The sequence below is a fragment of the Pelorhabdus rhamnosifermentans genome (genome assembly GCF_018835585.1).
GTDB classification, from domain to species: domain Bacteria; phylum Bacillota; class Negativicutes; order UMGS1260; family UMGS1260; genus Pelorhabdus; species Pelorhabdus rhamnosifermentans.
In genome coordinates this window covers 1-627 of record NZ_JAHGVE010000089.1, presented here as the reverse complement: position 1 = coordinate 627, position 627 = coordinate 1, and the positions used below count along the sequence as shown (strand labels likewise).

Below are 627 nucleotides of genomic sequence, written 5' to 3'. Positions count from 1 at the left end.
CCTGCTTTATCATTTGTTCCTGATCCACGGCTACCACCGAATGGTTGTTGTCCAACAACTGCACCAGTCGGCTTGTCATTAATATAAAAGTTACCTGCAGCATGATCCAATGCTTTCGCAAGCTTGATAATTACGGCTCTGTCTTGTGCAAATATAGCACCTGTCAATCCATAAATAGTTGCAGTATCACAGAGTGTCAAGGTTTCATCTAGTTTATCATTGGGATATACATAAATGGTGATAACGGGTCCAAAGATTTCTTCTACGAGCGTTTTAAATGTCGGTGTCTTGGCTAAGATGACTGTTGGCTCGACAAAGTATCCTACACTGTCATCACAGCCACCGCCAATTATGATTTCAGCGTCTTCAGATTTTCTGGCATAATCAATATATTTTTGTATATTATTAAAAGATTTTTGATCAATAACAGCATTCATGAGGTTTGTAAAGTCACGAACATCGCCCATCTTAATCTTGCCTATTTCTTCTTCAAGACGTCCCTTTAGTTCGCCCCACAGGCTTTCAGGGATGTAAGCACGAGACGCTGCCGAACACTTTTGCCCCTGGTATTCGAATGCACCCAAAACGATGGCACAGGTAAGGGCTTCAATATCGGCTGATTCGTGA

General features: G+C 41.8%; 1 protein-coding gene. It reads right to left on the bottom strand.

Features of this window, described 5'->3' with window-relative positions; genetic code table 11:
- A partial coding sequence (locus tag Ga0466249_RS25880; protein ID WP_215832380.1) for an aldehyde dehydrogenase family protein occupies positions 1 to 627 on the bottom strand: 627 nt, incomplete at both ends.